Here is a 16,266-nt window from a genome sequence, read left to right as displayed (position 1 = left end):
GACTGCAGAATGGACGGCGTGCTCCATCATCTTCATGTCGTTCATGCGGTTCAGAAGGGGCACTCGGAGGCGGACGCGGGACATGTCGCTACCCTCAGAGAGCGCGGTCGCGTGATTCCCGAGCTCGGTGATCCCGACATCCGCGAAGTCTTCGTTTGCTCCTACCGACTCATCTACGAAGTTCGCTCGTTGGAGGAGAGGTCAGTGATAATCCGAGCAGCGGCGGGCTAGCACCGGTGTGCGGCCGACGGCGGGCGACACGGCCCAGTTGCCATTTGTTCTGGCTCGCTGCGGGGAGCTGCGTTGCACCGGCCATCCATGGGTCTAGTGCCGGCCGCGTCGGGCACCTCCCGGCCGCGGCCGGAACGCCTCCAGCCTTGGCATGAGGTCCCGCAGTAGGATTCCGCTCGAGAACGGCAACACCGCCGCAGGAAGACCCCCCGCCGCCACGGCCATCGCCTTCCGGACGGCTACGACCAGGTTCGGTCCCCGCACCGCGGCGAGCTTATCGAGCTTCGTCTTGAGGTACTGTGGGGTCCAGTACCCGACGATCTCCATGGCCACCTCGGTACCATCCTCGTGAGTGAAGACGAAGTCCGGCACCACAAGCGCCTCGCCCGCTTCGAGGATGAGCGCTTCCCGGCCGAGTCGCCAGCCGTCGCGCTCGGGACCGAACTTGCGCGCGAAAGTCTCCTCCAGGCGCGAGTCGAACAGCGCCGGGACAGGCACCCGCGAGCGCAGGCCGTCGGCGTCCGAGAGCACGAACAGAACCGGCCGCCACCCCTTGCGCATCACGACCTCCGCGGTCAAGGTCCAGCCCCGGGCCTGGACGAGCGCCGCCAGGAACTTCGCGAAGTCAACCCCGTAGGCATGGGTGTATCGGAGGATCGAGTTGGGGCCGTCGAAGACCAGCCGGTATGCTCCGCCGCGCACCCGCTCGCCCCGGTGCAGCAGCCGCGAGAGACGCGCGTACTGGACGATGTGCCTGAAGTCGCGCCGGGCTTCAACCGTGATCCGGACGGCGTCGTAGAGCAACGCCTGTGCTTGGGCGAGGTCGTAATCTGCCCGTAGATCTTCTGCGGCGTAGTTCTGCGGGAAGGCGACGAGGCGGTGGAACTCGGGGTAGTCGGCGTAGAGGAAGGGTACAAGGCCTTCGGGTTGGCGGGGCGCCTCGGGCAGCGCAGCGACGATGATCGCCTCGGTTCCGGCGCGGTCCAGCACCGGGTGATTCCGGGCGGCCGTCTCGAACACCCGCACCCGCACTTCGGCCTGCCGAGAGCCACGGGGCCACTCGTAGGTGGCCACATCGTCCAGGAGCTTGATGATCCCCTCGACCCGATCAGGCTGGATCCCGCCGAGCGCGCCCCGCGCCGCATCCCGCACGCGTCCCCGCCGGCCGCCGACCAACCGCCGGTAGACGGAGATGGCCCGCGCCAGATGCGGCAGGTCCTCGTCGTCCAGCCGATCAGAAGAGATCGAGCTGCCGGGCCTGATCCACCGATAGACGCGTTGCTGTTTGGTAAGCATCCGTCCGGCTCCGGCGCCGTGCCCTGGTGATCTCGGGGCTCTCCTGCACCACGACCTCGTAGAGGCGCGCGGAGCGGTCGCCCGACCTGCGCAGCAGCCGCCCCAGGCGCTGCACGGCCTCCTTGGCGCCCTTCTCTCCCCCGAGCACCGCGCCGACCTTCACCGCAGGCGCGTCCCATCCCTCGTTGAGGACCTCACAGGCGACGAGCGCACGCAGCGTGCCCCGAGCGAACGCGTCGAGCACGGCGTTCCGTTCCTTCTTGTCCGAGTGGGCGGTGAGCGCCGGGATGAGGAAGCGCGCCGAGACGTCCAGGGCCATTCGGTTGGAGGCGGTGAAGACCACGCACTGATCCGCAGGGTGCAGGCGCAGGACGTCTTCGACCACGCGTAACTTCTCGGCGGAGCGATGGATGAGCGTCAACTTCCTCCGGTAGGCGCGCAGGATCGCCTTGGCCTCGGGATCGGTGCGCGACCGCCTGGCCAGGTCATGCGTCCAGTCGAACGCCGGGGCTCGCTCGCCCGCAGCCCCGCCCCGGACGCCCCCGTCCCGCGCTGCCTTACTTACGGCGCCTTCCCGCCGACGGCGGGCGACGTACGCGCGGATCCGCCGCGACAGCCCGTCGAACTCGGCCTGCTCGTCCTCGGTCAGGGCGATCGGCACACGGATGATGCTGTAGCCGGCCAGGGTCTTCCCCCTTGCGTCAACGATCTGTTCGTCGTACACGGTCGGGCCGATCAGCTCGTCGAGCAACCGGTCCAGACCGTCGGCACGGCGGGGGGTGGCGGTGAGCCCCAGCCGCATCGGCGCCAGGCAGTCCAGCGCGCTCTCGCGAAAGGTGGCCCCCGGGAGGTGGTGCGCCTCGTCGTAGACTATGAGGCGGTACCGGTTGCCGATCTCCTTCATGTGGATGTAGGCGCTGTCGTAGGTGGTGACCGTGATCGGCCAGACCTCGCGGCGTCCATCGCCCAGGACCCCGGCGTCGAAGCCCAAACCATACTTGATCCGGCGCTGCCACTGGTACATCAAGTCGCGCAGCGGCACCACGATCAACGCCGAGACGCGGTGGCGGGCGATCAGCGCCAGCGCGATCTCGGTCTTGCCCGTGCCCGTGGGCTTGACGACGACACCCCTGCCTCCGGCTTGCTCCCATGCCTCCACCGCGGCCTGCTGGTCGGGCCGCAGCGCCGGCAGCGATGGGGTCAGCGGCGGACAGTCGAAGAACCGCGGCGCCTCGTCGGATAGGTCCAGGTGGTAGGCCGGCGCGTCCTCCCGAACCTGCGGGTAGTGCACCGCCTCGGTGCGCCACGCCTGCACTCGCGGGTCCCAGACCATGTAGGGCGGCACCCAGGTGGCCTTTGGGAGGTCGAGGCGGAGAGAGCCGCGGTCGAACCGAAGACGGCCCGAGCTCGTCATCCTAGGGCACCGGCCGGATCGCACGTGCAACGCGCATGGGCAGATACCGCATGCATGTGTCTTGGCGTACCATCTACCTCTTCCCTGCCAGCAGAGGATTCCTCCCAGTTGGATCTCTGGGCGCTCTACTGGAATAGAGCCGCCCTCGTAGTCGTAGAGGAGCATAAGGCAAGGCGGCCACCAAAGGTGGCTATCCAAGAACAGGGGGGTGAACCGTGAACAAGGCAGAGGTGAAGCATTTCGGCAAGCCAGATGAGGTTCGGGAGTTCCCAAAGGGCCGACTGGAGCTCATCAAGATCGGCGGTGCGACGGTGGGCCGTGCCATCTTCGAGCCGGGCTGGAGATGGGCGACCTCGGTCCAGCCGCTCGCGAAGACCAAGAGCTGCGAAGCTCCGCACTTTCAGTATCATATTTCAGGGGCGCTGAGGATCCGGATGGACGACGGCACCGAGTTTGACGCCCGGCCAGGAGACGTGTCGCTTCTTCCCTCAGGTCACGATGCGTGGGTCGTCGGAGATGAGCCCGCGGTTGTGGTGGACTTCCAGGGGATGATCGACTATGCAAAGTCTCTGTAGGTAGGCCTTGCTTGTGAGGTTAGACGCATGACGACGCGAGGCAGCGCATCCCGGGAGGCGAAACGGCAGCGCCGTGAGGCGGCGCTCGAGTCGCGCCGCCAGGAGCAGCGGCGGCGCGAGGGGCAACGGCGCAGGCGGTCCCTGACGATCTATGGAGGGGTCGCAATCGCTGTGGCTGCGGCCGCAGTCCTGATCGCAAAGGTGGCGGTCCGTCCTGCTCCTCTTGACCTGGGAGAGAAGATCCCAGGTCAGGGTCAGGCTCACGTGCAGCTCGGGCAGTCGCACCCACCGTACAACTCGAACCCCCCAGCCTCGGGGTGGCACACGCCGCAGGAGGCCCGGTGGGGCGCGAACCAGACCGAGATCCCGGACGAGGTCGTGCTGCACAACCTCGAGCACGGCGGTATCTGGATCTCGTACAAGGACCCCGGCGACGCCGTCCTGGTGGGAAAGCTCGAGACCCTGGTGGCGCGCTACAGGTCGAAGATCATCTTGACGCCGCGACCCCGGAACGACAGCCCGATCGCGGTCGCGGCCTGGGAGCGGCTGCTGAAGTTGGACACCTACGACGAGCCGCGGATCGTGGCGTTTATCAAGGCGTACCGCAACAAGGGGCCGGAGCGCGTCCCGGATTGAGCCGCCGCGGGCGGTGTTCATCCTGATGAGGAGGTACTTCATGATGAAGCTGCTTCGCGTACCGGCCGCGGCACTGTTGGATGCGCTATCACTGGTCGGAGTCTCCGCGGCTCAGGAGGATGCGGCCGCCAGGCTCGAGGGTCTCAGCCGTGCCGCATTTGAGATCGCCTTCATGCAGGAGATGGACCGGGAGATGACCGCGCTGAAGACGGCCCGCGGCGTTGAGTTTGACCGTAAGTTCGCAGAGGACATGATCGTCCATCACCAATCTGCAATCGAGATGGCGCAACTGGTCGCAGAGCGAGCGGAGCGGGCCGAGCTCAAGACCCTGGCCCAGGCCATCATCGGCGCCCAGAGCCACGAGATCGAGCAGATGCGCCAGTGGCTGCAGGTGTGGGGCCCCCGGCCGCGGCTCAGCAGCGTGCTTCCCGGCCCGCGCGCTGGTTGTGGGTCGGAGGAGGAGTGGTTGTCGTGCTAGTGCTCGCGGCGTTGATACGCCGGAGGCGCGCACAGTGATGTCGATGCTCGCCGTGACGCCGGCAGTTCGTTCACGGTAAATTCACGCCACCTTCATTGTGAGTGCATACGGGTCGATCACCATACGAGGTGACGGGAATCGGACGGTGCACGGAAGGAGGGACTCACAATGATGGGTGGATTCGGTGGTATCGGGATGCTGTTGTGGATCGTGGTGATCGTCGCCGCGATCTGGTGGATCGCCCAGGCGGCGACCTCACAAAGGGATAAGTCAGGGCCCCCTACGCGGGCGTCGGGAACGTTCCGAGAGATCCTGGACGAGCGCCTCGCCCGAGGCGAGATCACGCTCGAACAGCACCGTGAGCTGCGGAAGGCATTGGAACAGTAGATCGTACAGGGGCACGAGGAGAGTCTGATGCGGCGGAACACCTCACACGGCCTGGTTGGCATGTTCGTTGCCGTTGTCCTGGTCCTGTTCATGGCGCACGCCGCGACGGGGCAACCCCCGGCCCAGGCCACACGTACCGAAGCGCAGGGAGGCATCACGGTGAAGGCCGTCTTCGCAACATCGGCCTACTCTAGGGCCAACCCGACCGACCCCCTGACGGGCAAAGTAGACCCCGAGCGCAGTATCGTGTTCGCCATCACCCTGGATACACACTCGGGAGACCTGAGGGCGCTCCCGGTTGAATGATGTCGGCAGCACGAGCCATTGCCGCGTAGTAGGGATCGCCGCAGACCGCGCCCTCTCGGTGTGGCTGGACGTGGCTTACCGTGACGCTGCAGTCCTGACGTACCGGATCAGCCCCAACGCGTTCAGGCGCGAGGGCATCACGACCTCCAGCCGGCCCGCCGCATCAGGTCCATCCTCCGCGGCCGCGCTGGCGCCCGCATCCCGCAGCCGCTCCACGATCGCTTCCTCGTCCATACCGGCTCCGAGCGCCGACCGCACGAGATCCACGGCTGCGGGTAGGCGTTGCTGCACCTGCGCCAGCAACTCGTCGCACCAGGCGTGCGGCCCGAAATGCGTAAGCAGCAGGCGTTGGGGCCGCAGGGCGCGCAGCCGGCCCAGGGTCGCATCCCAGGTCGGCACATCGAGCTCCGGCGGCGGCGTCGGTGGGAGCACGTAGCGCGCTCCTGGCAGGCAGATGCCTGCCGCATCACCGGTGAAGAGGTCGCCCGAGGATTCGTCCAGGAGCGCAAGGTGATGCCGGGCGTGCCCGGGCGTATCGAGAGACCGCAGCCGCCGTGATCCAAGCATGATCTGGGTTCCGTCCTCAAGGAGGTGCACTCGATCGCCGGGGATCGGCTCGGGTTCTCCCAGGAGCGTGTCGAGATCGTCCCCGTAGAGCCGGCGGGCGCTGGTGATCAGGCGCGAGGGATCCACCAGGTGCGGCGCCCCGACAGGGTGCACGTACACATCCAGGTGGGGCAACCGCCGCAAGAGCGTTCCCGCCGCGCCCGCGTGGTCCAGGTGGATGTGGGTGACCGCGACCGCCCGCAGATCTCTCGGCTCGATCCCGGCGGTCCTCACCCCTTCCAGCACCGCGTCCACGGTCGAGGCAGGCCCGGTCTCGACCAGGGCCGGTCGGTCGCCCGACAGCAGGTAGACGCCGATCGCCGCGGGAGCGCGGCAGTAGCCGGTGTCAATCAGCATCAAGTCGTTTGCGAGGCGTTCGATTCGCGTCATCGTGCGGTCTCCCGTGGCGGCGATATCCCCACAACGATACCACGGCGCCGGACCGCGCTAGCACCCCGACCCGCGGCACCGCTTGCGGCAAGGGTCCCGCGTGCTATAATGGTTGGTGTTCGGGCCCCCGCGGTTGGGGCCTGTTGTGTGTTGGAGGGATTCCCGTATGGAGCGGTTGGCGCTGACTGCACAGGTTCGCGAGGGTGTTGGAAAAGGCGTGGCGAGAAGCCTGCGCCGCAAGGGGCTCGTACCGGCCGTGGTCTACGGCCGCGGGCGCGGGCCGATGCCCGTTGCCGTTGATGGAAGAGCGCTTTCGTCGGCGCTTCAGACCGACGCCGGGCGCAACGTGCTCATTGATCTCGACGTGACAGGGAGCGGCGGGGGCGAGCCGGCAACGGTCATGGTCAAGGAGATCCAGCGCGACGTCTTCAAGCAGCACATCATTCACGCGGACTTCCACGCAATCTCACTTACCGAGACGATCGAGACGCGCGTGCGGGTCGTGCTGCGGGGTGCATCCAAGGGTGTCGCCGAGGGCGGCATAGTGGAGCACCATCTGAGGGATGTGCTCGTTGAGTGCATGCCGACGCTCATCCCCGAGCAGCTCGATCTGGACGTCACCGAACTGGGAGTCGGGCACTCGCTGCACGCCAGTGACCTGGTGGTCCCAGGGGGCGTGACGCTGCTCACCCCGCCTGACGAGGTCATCGTGACGATCGTCGCGCCCCGCGTGCACGAGGAGGCGGCGCCGGCGGCGGCGGTCGCGGTGGAGGGCGCGCCTGCTGCTGCGGTTCCCGAGGCGGCTCCCGAGAAGGAGTAGGCGGCGCGACGCCCAGGGCGAGTCGGCCCCAAAGTGTGAGCAGGGGCGCCGGGTGGCGCCCCTGCTCGCATAGGAGATGCGAGAGATCACATGCGACTGATCGTGGGAGTGGGCAATCCTGGGCGCCGGTACCGCCGCACCCGGCACAACATCGGGTGGGAGGTACTGGAGACGCTCGCAAGCGCCCACGGTATCTCCATTGATACCGAGGACGGATGGGCCCAGGTGGGGCGAGGTGCGATCGGCGGCCGACGCGTGATGCTCGCCAGGCCGGAGACCTACGTGAACGTTAGCGGTACGGCCGTCGCCGACCTTCGGCGGCGCCACCGCGTTCCGGTGGAGCACCTGCTGGTGATCGTAGACGACCTCGATCTTCCGGTTGGTACAGTACGCGTGCGCGAGAAAGGCAGCCACGGGGGACACAACGGGCTCCGCTCGATCATCGAAGCCCTGGGCACGACGGCGTTCGCCCGCGTACGCGTGGGCATCGGCCGGCCTCCGGCGGGCGAGGATCCTGCGGAGTACGTACTCCAGCGGCCCGCGGCAGAGGAACGCGTCCTGCTGGACGAGGCGGTCGCACTCGCGGCCGAGGGCGTGGGGTTGTGGGTGACCGAGGGCGTTGATGCGGCCATGCGCCTCTGTAACCCGAAGCGCCCGGCATCTCTAGCGGATCAAAGCGCCGCGGAGCAGGGTCCCGTCGGCCAGGGCCCCGTTGGTCAGGGTTCCGTTGCTCGGGGCGCTGCGAAGGGGAGCGAGGGATGATGGTGCGCCGCTCCGAGGAGCGTGTCCCGCCCGGACAGCGCGTCACCGAGAAGTGGCCTGTGCTCCACTACGGCGACGTGCCTGGATTCGATCCCGCCAGTTGGGATTTCCGGATCTTCGGCCTGGTCGAGGAGCAGGTGCGGCTCTCGTACGACGAGGTCCGCGCTCTGCCCACCGCCTCGACCACGTGCGACATCCACTGCGTGACGACGTGGAGCCGCCTCGGAATGACGTTCGAAGGTGTTCCTGCCCGGGTGGTGTTGGACATCGTGCGCATCCGCCCGGAGGCACGATTCGTCATGGTACACGCCGAGGCAGGGTTTGAGACGAACCTGCCCCTGGAATACCTGCTCGCCGGCGACGCCCTCTTTGCCCACCGCGCCGACGGCGCGGACCTGACCCCCGAGCACGGATGGCCCCTGCGCCTGGTGGTTCCGCGCCTCTACTTCTGGAAGAGCGCCAAGTGGGTGCGCGGCATCGAGCTGATGGCCGAGGACCGTGCCGGGTTCTGGGAGCGCAACGGGTATCACATGCACGGCGATCCCTGGAAGGAAGAGCGTTACTCGCCGCCGTGGTGAACGCTCCTCGCAAGGCGGGCCATCACGTTGGCTGACGCCGCCGTGCGGCCCGCCGGAAGAAGAGATGTCTTTGCGCCGCTTCGCCGGCGCAACTTCCGTTTGCTCTGGACCGGCCTGCTCGTTTCCAACACCGGATCGTGGATGCAGTTCACAGCGCTCGGCTATCTGGTTGACCAGATCACGAAGGACCCCATCTACCTTGGCCTGCTGGGGCTGAGCCAGGCCGTGCCCCGGTTGCTCTTCGCCTTCCTGGGCGGCGTGGCGGCCGACCGCTTCGACCGCCGCCGGATTCTGCTCTGGACCAACGGCGCCACGATGATCTCCGCGGTCCTGCTGGGGTTGCTGACGATCTCGGGCCGCGTCCAGGTCTGGCAGATCCTGGCGATCGGCGCCTTCAACTCGCTTGCCAACTCGTTCGACATGCCGGCCAGGCAGTCGCTGGTTCCGTTCCTGGTGAGCGAGCGCCAGTTGATGCAGGCGGTCAGTCTGAACTCGATGGCGTTCAACGGCTCCGGTATCTTCGGACCGTCGCTGGGCGGGGTGCTGATCGCCACGGTGGGTGTCGCAGGGTGCTTCTTCGCCAACGCCGCAAGCTACATCGCCGTGATGACGGCGCTCTGGCTGATGGACGTGCCGCCGGCGAACGCCGGAAGGCAGGAATCAGTTGGGGAGGACATCCGGCAGGGGGTCGGGCTGCTCGTCCGGCACCGGCACCTGCTGGCGATCCTGGGGATCGTCGCGGCGATCAACTTCTTCGGCCGCCCCTACATTCGCTTGATGCCCACGTTGGCCCGCGAGGTGCTGCGCGTGGGCCCCTCCGGGCTGGGCCTGCTGCAGGCCGCGCCCGGGGTTGGCACAATCCTGGCGGTGTTTCTGCTGAGCGCAATAGGCGAGACGGCGCAGAAGGGCAGGCTGCTTGTGGGGGCTGGGATGGCGACCGGCGTCATGGTGGTGCTCTTCGCGCTCTCGCCGTTGTTTGCCGTCTCGGTAGGGCTGTTGGTGCTGGCCGGCACCAGCCATGCCGTGGCGATGGCGGCGGCCAACACGCTGGTGCAGACAAGCGTGCAGCCCGACCAGCGTGGGCGGATAATGGGGCTCTACGGCATGGTCACGTTTGGAATGCTTGCGCTGGGCACGCTGCCGTTGGGCGCCCTGGCCGGCGTCGTAGGCGTTCCGCTGACCCTGGCGCTGGGCGGGGCGGTGGTCGTGGCCCTGGTCGGCCTGCTGGCGATTGCATCGCCCAGGATCGCCAGGCTATAGGATCGCCGGACCGTGGGGTCCCCTTGCGGTCCTCTCTGCTACCGCTCTGCCGGTCGGTGCCGTGCGACCAACATCGCGGAAACCCGGCGCTCACCAGCCCGGGGTGGAGCACTGACCACGCGTCCGCCCACCACGAGCGTCGCGGATCCGCCTCCGTCGAGGTTTACCGCGTCGCGCGCGCCGAGCGAGCGCATCAGCGACGCCAGCTCGAACAGGTCCATGCCCGTGCTCTCCATGCGGCCGCGGCGGCCAGCCCTTCGGTCCACGGTGACGAAGAGCACCGTGCCGTTCCTCGTGATGCCGATCGCCGACCGGGCAGTCCGCACCCTGGCGAACCACCTGCCGAATCCCTCCCAAGCGTATGGGACCTCCACCGCCCCGGCCCGCACCAGGCGCGGGCCGCCCTGAAGGGCGTGGTGGAGGCCGCGCGGCTCGAGCGCCAGGTGCACCGTGACGCGCTGCTCCCGTACCAGGTTGGTTAGGAAGTGTTGCTGGGAGCTGGCCGCAGCGAGCGCGTAGCCATCAGAGGGGATGGCCGGACGCCCGCTGCTGAATGCGGCGATCCGTCCACCGCGCACAACAGCCACCAGCGCCTGCGGCGGGGTGTGCGGCCCGAACTCCGGCGTGTATAGAGCGACCCCGCTCGCGCGCGGCGGACGGTTGACCGCGGAGATCGGGACCTCCATTCCGGTGTCGGCTACGAGCCGCCCGCCGAACTCCACGGTGCCGATCCAGGGCCGGCCCGCGGCGTCCACGCCAAATGCCGTGCGCCGCGGCAGCGGGGCCGACAGGATGCGCCCGTCAAGCACGACCAGTCCCAGCGGCAGGCCTGCGCGCGAGTAGTAGTTACCGTTGATCGCGGCCGCGGCTTCCAGCCGGGTGGCTGCCGTGCTCGTGGCCTCGGTCGCGGCTACCGCGCCGCCGCCGAGCGCCGATCGGATCTCGATACCAGGTGCGCGCGGGTCTATCGTCACCACGTGAGCACGCGCGCGGCCTGCGCGGGTGGCGACGAGGAGCGATCTGTATGTCACGCCTTTCGGGAGCGCGATGGCTCCTTGCCGTATGGGGAAGACATTGATCGTCAGGCGGTCTTCGCGCGCGAATACCTTGAACCGGCCCGGCCGGCGCAGGGAGATCGTCAGGCGCACAACCTCGGGGGTGAGCCGGCGCACCCATATCGAGGAGGCCACGCCTCCCCCAACGGCGACGGTGCGGTCGCCTTCGTGCCGGACCGTCCAGAGATCAACGGCCACGGCAAGATCCGAGGCGGACGTGCGGTGCCGAACAGGCGCGGAGAGCCGCACCGTCACGGTCGCGGTCTCACCGGTCAGGCGCCAGCGGAGGTCGAGGATGCGGGCGGAGTGGTCGGCGGCCCCTGCCGGAACCCCGTGCGACGCCACGCCGAGGCCGACGAGAAGCCCCAGGGCTATCATGCGGCGTCGCAGGGTACGAGGCATCGTCACATCCGTGGCGCGACGTCAGGATCAGGCGCGAACCGATTGACTGGTCACTACGCTGCGGGGATTGCAGAGTCCTGCCCAGAAACCGTCGGCAGGACCTACCGGAAGACGGCGCGGACCGCCTCTCCCGCGCGCACGTCGCGGCGGAGCCCTCGGGGGTCCTTGACCACCTTCCCGCTGATCAGCACGTACTCGATGCCTTCGGCGAACTGGTTGGGCCTCTCCACCGTGGCCCGGTCGCGCACTCGCGCAGGGTCGAAGACGACGATGTCGGCGTCGGCGCCCACTTGCAGGCGCCCCTTGCGGCGTAGTGCCGGCGCCTGGGCCTCCAGCCGCCGCGCTGGCATTATCGTCATCTTCGTCAGCGCTTCCATCAAGGTCAGCACCTGCCGGTCGCGCGCGTACACCGAGAGCGTCCGGGTGAACGTGCCCGCTGCCCGCGGATGGTTGTTGTTTCCCGGTTCCAGGATGGCGTCGCTGCCGATCATGACGAAGGGCGAACGCAGAGCGGCCACGATGTCATCCTCGGGGATGGCGTAGGCCACGGCTACCTTGCGGGTCTTGCGGTACCGCTGGAAGCTCTCGGCCGTCAGGCGCTCGCTGGTCCCGGCTATCTGGAGATCCCCGTAGGAGATGCGGAACCGCTCCTGCCAGCCGGGGTCGAATCGTGCCGAGTTCAGATATGTGGCCCAGAAGGAGTAGGGATAGGCGTCGGCGGTGATGTCAAGACCTTCCTTCCGGGCGGCCTCGAGGAATCGCAGGGATTCGACCATTGAGAACGTGCCGCCGGTGCTGTTGATGTGCCCGATGTGCGCCGCGGCACCTGTTTTCCGAGCGGCGGCGACGATCTCTTTCAGGGCGTCCAGGTTCGTCCCGGGCGGGGTCATGTCGGAGTAACGCGCGTGGAACACGACGGGCACGTTGTACCGTGCGGCCACCCGCATCATGGCCTCGATTTCACCGGTGCTGGTTCCTGGGGCGTACTCAGGGCTCATGGCGATCCCCAGCGCGCCGTCCAGCAGGGCTTTCTCGGCCAGGGCGACTAGGCGCGCCACCTGCTCTACGCCGGCAGGGCGATAGCGCCCCACGCCCAGGCGGGTTCTGGCCGCCTCGTAGTGGAAGGCGCCGCCAAAGTGCACGGGCGGCCGCTGGTTCGTTTGGATCCGATACCAGGCAGCCATGTCGCCCTGCGTTCCCTCTGCGCCGTGCATGGACAGGTTGGTGGTCACGCCATCGGCGATCTTATACCAGACGCCGTATCCGTTTGGGTTGTAGGAGAGGATGTCAATGAAGCCGGGCGCCAGGACGAGGCCGCGCGCGTCAACCTCCGCCCGCCCCCGGATAGGATCGCGGGAGATGGAGGCTATGGTCTTGCCCCGGATGCCCACCGCGACCCCTGCGGCGTCGAGCCCGGTCTCCGGGTCCATGACCCGCCCGTTGCGGATGACGATATCGTAGGCGGCGGTCCCGCCCGGCTGCGCCACGGTCACGCCGGCGGACAGCAGGCACAGGAAGACCGAGAGTCCGGCAAACAGCCCCCGCCTGGTCACCTGGTTGTGCGCTCGCGGCATCACCGTGGGGCCGTCGTGGCCAGGCCGCGGCGCAATAGGATCGTCACCGTCCGCGACGCCTGCCTTTCCTCCACGGTGATGACGTAGAACTGCCTGCGCTTGGCGTCAGCCAGGAACCGGTAGTACACGCTTCCCGCGCTCTTTGGGATCTCGCTTTCGAAGGTGGACGTCCAGCCGCTGATTGTCAGCTTCGCGTAGAACTCCCGCACCTGATCATACGGCGCGGTGCTGCGCAACTCGATCTGTTCCCACTTTGACCTGGGGAACCCGTGCGCCTCGCCGACGGACGACGCCCTCCCGACGTGCGTGGATCCCGGGAAGTAGGGAATGTCGCCCAGCCGGTCGCCGCGACCGCACGCCCCGGCCAGGAGCATGGCAGGCACCAGGAGCAGGGCGAGCACTACGGCCTGGCGCTTCATGGGGCACACTCTTGATCCCCGGCTAGACCGGGATGTCGAGTATCTGGAGCTGCAGCCGTCCATCGGGTGTGACCATCTTGGTGGTCCACGGCGGGGACCACACGAAGGCCACCGAAGCGTGCTGGGCGCCGGCTGCCTGCATCTTCTCTTCGATCTCCGCCGCAATCTGCGGGCCGATCGGGCACCCCGGCGCCGTGAGCGTCATCCTGACGGCAACTTCGCCGCCGGCCACCTGGAGGTCGTAGATCAACCCCAGGTCCCAGACGTTCACAGGGATCTCGGGATCGAAGACGGTCTTGAGCACCTCGATGGCCTGCTCGCGGGTGATCGGCTCGTCCATAGCGAATATGGTATCGCCCCCCAGAGGGGCAGTCAAACGAGGGAAGGGGATCGCCGAGCCATGCGACGCTTCAGGCTTGCACTTCTGATTGCCATCGCCGCGTTCTTCGTGGTGGGGCCGGCGATCGCGCGCTGGTACACCGACTGGCTCTGGTTCGCCGAGGTCGGTTACTTGAGGGTCTTCTGGGTGCCGTTCCTGTCGAGGGTCGCAATGACGCTCGGTGTGGCGGCCGCGGTGTGGTTGCTGGTGGTCGTCAACCTGCGGCCCGTGCTCGCGGCCTTGGGGAACGGTCGCATCCGGTGGTGGAGGTGGGTCCTGGTGGCGGTCGCGGTGCTGGCCGGCCTGTCGGCCTCGCGCGAGTGGGTGGCCTTCCAGCAGTTCCTGCACGCCCGGCCGTTCGGCGAGACCGATCCGCTCTTCGGCCTCGACGTGGGCTTCTATGTATTCCGCCTGCCGGTATACCGCATGCTGGCCGACGGTCTCTTTGCCTGGCTCGTGGTCATCACCGCCGGCGTCGCCGCTGGATACGGCGCGGTCCACGGACGCATGATGCTGCGCGGGGTATCTCTGGCGCCCATGCGCGTGCGGGTACATCTTTCAGTGCTGCTTGGGGCATCGGTGCTGACGCGCGGCTGGGGGTTCCATCTGGACGCCTTCGATCTCCTGTACTCGTCACGAGGGCCGGTTCTGGGCGCCGCGTTCACCGATGTCCACGCGGTACTGCCGGCGCTGCGCGTGCTGACCGTGCTCTTCGCAGCGTGCGGGTTGCTGCTGATCGCCAACGCCTGGCTGCGCACGGTGCGCCTGGCGATCTGGACGGTTGTGCTGATCGTCGTGGCCTGGGCCGGGGGTCTTGTGGTGTACCCGGGTCTGGTGCAGGCGCTGCGCGTGCGTCCAAACGAACTCACCGCCGAGACGCCGTTCATCCGCCACGCCATCGCGGGCACGCTGCGGGGATTCGGTCTGGACCGTGTGCGGCAGCGCGAGTTCCGTACCGCGCCGCTCGATGCCGCCGCGATAACCCGCAACCGTGCCACCGTGGAGAACGTGCGCCTGTGGGACTACCGGCCGCTGCTGCGGGCCTACGGGCAGTTGCAGACACTGCGGCAGTACTACGCCTTCTCCGACGTGGACATAGACCGCTACGCGATCGACGGCGCACAGCGGCAGGTAATGCTCTCAGCGCGCGAGATGGACACCCGCCGGCTGGCCACTCAGGCGCGCACCTGGGTCAACGAGCACCTTGTCTATACCCACGGCCACGGCCTTGTGATGGCGCCTGTCAACCGTGTCACCGAGGAGGGGATGCCCGCGTTCCTCATCAAGGACATCCCCCCCGAGGCGATCCCAGGTATGGAGGTTGCGCGGCCGGAGATCTACTTCGGCGAGCTGACCACGAGCTACGCCATCGTGAACACGAACGTCCGCGAGCTGGACTACCCGCGCGGGGACGAGAACGTCTACACCCGCTACCAGGGGAAGGGCGGGATCCGTCTCGGATACCTGGCGCGCCTGGCCCTGGCCTACCGGTTCGGCGATGCCAAGCTACTGCTGTCCACGGACATCGGCCGGGACAGCCGGCTGCTCTTCGCTCGACAGATTGCTACCCGCGTGGGGCTGATCGCGCCGTTTCTCCGCTACGACCGCGATCCCTACCTTGTGCTGGCCGGAGGCCGGCTGTTCTGGATCATTGACGCCTACACCGCCACGGACCGTTACCCGTACGCGACCCGGTACGGCGACGTCAACTACATGCGCAACAGCGTCAAGGTCGTGGTAGACGCCTACGACGGCGCCGTGACCTTCTACCAGATGATCCCGGACGAGCCGATTGCCCGCACCCTGGCCGCGATCTTCCCGGACCTTCTCAGGCCGGCAGGCCAGATGCCACCGGAGATCGCCGCCCACCTGCGCTATCCCGTGGACCTGTTCGAGCTCCAGGCGCGGGTCTACGCCACGTTTCACATGCGCGATCCCCAGGTGTTCTACAACAAAGAGGACGTGTGGGCGATCCCGCGCGAGCTGCTGGGCAACGAGACGGTCTGGGTCGAGCCCTATTACGTGACGATGCGGCTGGCCGAGGGCACCGCGCCCGAGTTCGTGCTCATGCTGCCCATGGTCCAGGCCGGCAGGGACAACATGATCGCCTGGATGGCCGCGCGGAACGACCAGCCGCACTACGGCGAGTTGATCGTCTACCGGTTCCCCAAGGCGCGCGTCGTCTTCGGGCCGATGCAGGTGGAGGCGCGGATAAACCAGGATCCCTTCATCTCCCAGCAGTTGACCTTGTGGAACCAGCTGGGTTCGCAGGTGATCCGCGGCAACCTGCTCGTGATCCCGATCGAGGACGGTCTCCTCTACGTCGAGCCCCTGTTCCTGCAGGCGGAGCGCAGCCAGATGCCCGAGCTGAAACGCGTGATCGCCGCCAGCGGCGCCCGGATAGTGATGGCGCCGACACTGGAAGGAGCGCTCGCCGAGTTGTTTGGCGGCGCGCCGCCGGGCAGGCCGGTTCCCTCCGTACCGGTCCCGGGCGTGGCTCCGGGAGCAGCCCCGCTCCCCTCGGGGCCATCCGCAGATGAGGTGCGGGCCTTGGTCCAGCAGGCGGTGGACGTACATCGGAGGGCGCAGGAGCGCCTTCGCGCTGGCGACCTGGCGGGCTACGGGCAGGAGATCGAGCGGCTGGGGCAGATACTCGAACGGCTCCGCGCGGCCACGCAGGCGAGGTGAAGCAGGGAGG

Annotated in this window: 17 protein-coding genes; 10 read left to right on the top strand and 7 right to left on the bottom strand. The window is 67.8% G+C overall.

From position 1 onward, the window contains the following. Positions 1–324: 324 nt before the first annotated feature. A complete protein-coding gene (locus FJX73_03940; GenBank protein ID MBM3469926.1) occupies positions 325–1,527 on the bottom strand; it encodes a DUF790 family protein in 1,203 nt (400 codons plus the stop codon). Continuing rightward, the gene (locus FJX73_03935; GenBank protein MBM3469925.1) at positions 1,466–3,106 is read right to left on the bottom strand and encodes a DEAD/DEAH box helicase; all 1,641 of its coding nucleotides are present in this window, start codon (positions 3,104–3,106) and stop codon (positions 1,466–1,468) included. Before FJX73_03935 ends, FJX73_03940 begins: the two co-directional genes overlap by 62 nt. Positions 3,107–3,156: 50 nt before the next feature. Between FJX73_03935 and FJX73_03930 the strand changes: the two genes are divergently transcribed. The 5 genes from FJX73_03930 to FJX73_03910 all read left to right on the top strand — a co-directional run bounded on the left by FJX73_03930 (position 3,157) and on the right by FJX73_03910 (position 5,323). After that, positions 3,157–3,516, top strand: a complete 360-nt coding sequence (locus tag FJX73_03930) for a cupin (protein MBM3469924.1) — start codon at positions 3,157–3,159, stop codon at positions 3,514–3,516. Between the two features lie 27 nt (positions 3,517–3,543). Further along, positions 3,544–4,152, top strand: a complete 609-nt coding sequence (locus FJX73_03925; protein ID MBM3469923.1) for a DUF3105 domain-containing protein — start codon at positions 3,544–3,546, stop codon at positions 4,150–4,152. A gap of 25 nt (positions 4,153–4,177) precedes the next feature. Then, positions 4,178–4,630 carry a DUF305 domain-containing protein gene (locus tag FJX73_03920; protein ID MBM3469922.1) on the top strand — a complete coding sequence of 151 codons (453 nt, stop codon included), beginning with the start codon at positions 4,178–4,180 and terminating at the stop codon, positions 4,628–4,630. 171 nt (positions 4,631–4,801) lie between these two features. Next, positions 4,802–5,017: an SHOCT domain-containing protein gene (locus FJX73_03915; protein MBM3469921.1), complete on the top strand. Its 216-nt coding sequence runs from the start codon at positions 4,802–4,804 to the stop codon at positions 5,015–5,017. 27 nt (positions 5,018–5,044) lie between these two features. Next, a complete protein-coding gene (locus FJX73_03910) occupies positions 5,045–5,323 on the top strand; it encodes a hypothetical protein (protein ID MBM3469920.1) in 279 nt (92 codons plus the stop codon). A 75-nt stretch (positions 5,324–5,398) separates the two neighbouring features. Here the strand turns inward: FJX73_03910 and FJX73_03905 are convergent, their stop codons facing one another. Beyond that, positions 5,399–6,319, bottom strand: coding sequence for an MBL fold metallo-hydrolase (locus FJX73_03905; GenBank protein MBM3469919.1), 921 nt, complete (start codon positions 6,317–6,319; stop codon positions 5,399–5,401). A gap of 166 nt (positions 6,320–6,485) precedes the next feature. Between FJX73_03905 and FJX73_03900 the strand changes: the two genes are divergently transcribed. The 4 genes from FJX73_03900 to FJX73_03885 all read left to right on the top strand — a co-directional run bounded on the left by FJX73_03900 (position 6,486) and on the right by FJX73_03885 (position 9,739). Then, a complete protein-coding gene (locus tag FJX73_03900) occupies positions 6,486–7,139 on the top strand; it encodes a 50S ribosomal protein L25 (GenBank protein MBM3469918.1) in 654 nt (217 codons plus the stop codon). Between the two features lie 90 nt (positions 7,140–7,229). Then, positions 7,230–7,901, top strand: a complete 672-nt coding sequence (locus FJX73_03895; protein ID MBM3469917.1) for an aminoacyl-tRNA hydrolase — start codon at positions 7,230–7,232, stop codon at positions 7,899–7,901. Then, the gene (locus FJX73_03890; protein MBM3469916.1) at positions 7,901–8,479 is read left to right on the top strand and encodes a sulfite oxidase-like oxidoreductase; all 579 of its coding nucleotides are present in this window, start codon (positions 7,901–7,903) and stop codon (positions 8,477–8,479) included. The genes FJX73_03895 and FJX73_03890 overlap by 1 nt, the downstream gene beginning before the upstream one ends. A gap of 21 nt (positions 8,480–8,500) precedes the next feature. Then, positions 8,501–9,739 (top strand): MFS transporter, encoded by a 1,239-nt coding sequence (locus FJX73_03885; protein MBM3469915.1) that lies wholly within the window; start codon positions 8,501–8,503, stop codon positions 9,737–9,739. 38 nt (positions 9,740–9,777) lie between these two features. Here FJX73_03885 and FJX73_03880 read toward each other — a convergent pair whose 3' ends face one another. The 4 genes from FJX73_03880 to FJX73_03865 form a co-directional block, all read right to left on the bottom strand. After that, positions 9,778–11,196 carry a phosphodiester glycosidase family protein gene (locus FJX73_03880; protein ID MBM3469914.1) on the bottom strand — a complete coding sequence of 473 codons (1,419 nt, stop codon included), beginning with the start codon at positions 11,194–11,196 and terminating at the stop codon, positions 9,778–9,780. Positions 11,197–11,297: 101 nt separating this feature from the next. Next, a complete protein-coding gene (locus FJX73_03875) occupies positions 11,298–12,770 on the bottom strand; it encodes an amidohydrolase family protein (protein MBM3469913.1) in 1,473 nt (490 codons plus the stop codon). After that, a complete protein-coding gene (locus FJX73_03870; GenBank protein ID MBM3469912.1) occupies positions 12,770–13,189 on the bottom strand; it encodes a hypothetical protein in 420 nt (139 codons plus the stop codon). The genes FJX73_03875 and FJX73_03870 overlap by 1 nt, the downstream gene beginning before the upstream one ends. 22 nt (positions 13,190–13,211) lie before the next feature. Continuing rightward, positions 13,212–13,529, bottom strand: a complete 318-nt coding sequence (locus tag FJX73_03865; GenBank protein ID MBM3469911.1) for a DUF59 domain-containing protein — start codon at positions 13,527–13,529, stop codon at positions 13,212–13,214. 60 nt (positions 13,530–13,589) lie between these two features. Between FJX73_03865 and FJX73_03860 the strand changes: the two genes are divergently transcribed. Further along, positions 13,590–16,256, top strand: coding sequence for a UPF0182 family protein (locus tag FJX73_03860; GenBank protein MBM3469910.1), 2,667 nt, complete (start codon positions 13,590–13,592; stop codon positions 16,254–16,256). The last annotated feature ends 10 nt before the right edge of the window (positions 16,257–16,266 follow it).

The sequence above is a fragment of the Armatimonadota bacterium genome, from assembly GCA_016869025.1.
Classification (GTDB): Bacteria; Sysuimicrobiota; Sysuimicrobiia; order Sysuimicrobiales; family Humicultoraceae; genus VGFA01.
This window is presented reverse-complemented; position numbering and strand designations above follow the sequence as displayed.